The following is a 1,908-nucleotide window of genomic DNA, read 5'->3' on the forward strand; positions in this document are numbered from 1 at the left end:
TGCAGTTATATACGTATAATAGTACATGTTATATATAAGTCTATATTTATGTATGATACCTGAAGAAGCCTCTTGAAGGCGAAACTAGTCGTATCTATCACTATACATAAAAATACATATACTCTTTTATTATAAGACAACCCTCTCTCTCTCTCGATATCTATATCTTGTTACGATCCTATACGCTCTTACATATTCCTGTAAAGCGCTCGCTACGCTCGCGCACCCTAATAACCCTAATTTTTTTATAGCTAGCATTTTATATCGTCAACAACATATATATTTATCAATCAATTGTTCACATAAAAACACATCTTTCGTACTGTTTTACCCAATCAATATGAATATCCCTTCTATTGGTTCGGTCAACAACTCTACGCTTGTGTTTCAACAATCCACTAATCCTACTGATTCTCCATCATCAGTCTCTAACTCTAACCCTAACCTGAATACGCACATTCAACCTTCTTCTGCTATACAATGTGATAACATGTACAATACCAACTCTTTACTGGTGTCACATATTTTGTCGTTAGACAAAGTACAACAATTGTATTCGGATGCGAAAAAAGATATTGAAAATCTACATCAACAATGGATCGTTAATGATAACTGCATAGCTACTCTACAACGACATGTCGATGGTAAAACAATACCCAACGCATTCAAAATAAAAAACAATATTACATTTCCCGATAACACGGAATTTGTATCTGACACACAAAAGATACAACAAATATTAAAACAAACAGAAGAACAAATATTAGATACAGTCATGCAAGCTCGTAAAGGATTCGAAACAACATTAAAAACGAAAATGGATACATGGTTGCAAAATCATGTAACGTTATTTCGTGTATGGTTGCAACAACACATTTCTGAATTAGAAAAAAGTAAATTGTTTGCACTTACATTTAATACACATTGTATAGATGGAAACATCAACAATGCTCAATCGACTTCTACATCTGCTATGCAACTGACTACATCTACATCGTCATCATCTTCTTCATCTTTTTCATCCTCTGCAGCTGCTGCTAAGATGTGTATGTACCCTTTGGAGGAAACTATAAAAACATATAGCAACAACCTACATAACATACAAAGAACTGCACTCATATCAGCAATCGCTGCAGAAAATCGAATGAAGCAAGACAAAGAACGAAAACAACAAAAGTATCTTGAAATGAAACAATCTATTATTGATAATCCTGAAAAGGCTATCGAAAACATAATAGAAGAAAAGGTTCATAACAAAATAAAAGAATCAATGCAATTACCAAAAAATAAACGTAAAGCACATTCTACCAACAAACATACACAAGATACTAAACGTTTGAAAATATCATTATCTAATGATAACAAACAAAATAAAAAAGATAGAGAACAACAGAAAAGAAAAATTACAATGATGAATAACAAACGATGACTACCATACAATAATGAAAATGATATCATGTTTCACAAAGCAGCACAATGGTTTTGCTCACATACGGTTACATGGTACTTATCATTACTAAAACCAAATGGTATTCATAATCGTTCATCATATCAATTCTCTTTTCATGAAACATTGTTCCTTTCTAAAGGATTGAAGTTTATACCAACACCACGTACAACACCTATACAAATAATCAATCATGTATTAACACATGACTGGAAAGTGTTTGAACGAAGGTTACAACTACAATATATAGATCATTTACAACAAACAAATGAAATATATATTAACAGTATAGGCATACCTGATCCTAAAAACCCAACAATAACATGCATTGATGATATACATAAACTTACACAACAACAAGCACATACAATTACGCAACGTTGTAACAAGTTAAAAAGTAGACATACAACATCACGTGCATTAGAATGGTTTATGCAACAACATCCTATCACAAATCCATT

The 1,908-nt window shown here is 32.1% G+C and carries 2 protein-coding genes; both read left to right on the forward strand.

Annotated features, from left to right (window positions below):
• Positions 1-490 precede the first annotated feature (490 nt).
• Positions 491-1,429 (forward strand): hypothetical protein, encoded by a 939-nt coding sequence (locus Q7V20_RS21860; RefSeq protein ID WP_304795902.1) that lies wholly within the window; start codon positions 491-493, stop codon positions 1,427-1,429.
• Positions 1,430-1,456: 27 nt separating this feature from the next.
• The coding region (locus Q7V20_RS21865; RefSeq protein WP_304795903.1) for a hypothetical protein at positions 1,457-1,908 on the forward strand (452 nt) is incomplete at its 3' end.

This window comes from Aquabacterium sp., from assembly GCF_030652515.1.
Classification (GTDB): Bacteria; Pseudomonadota; Gammaproteobacteria; order Burkholderiales; family Burkholderiaceae_C; genus Aquabacterium.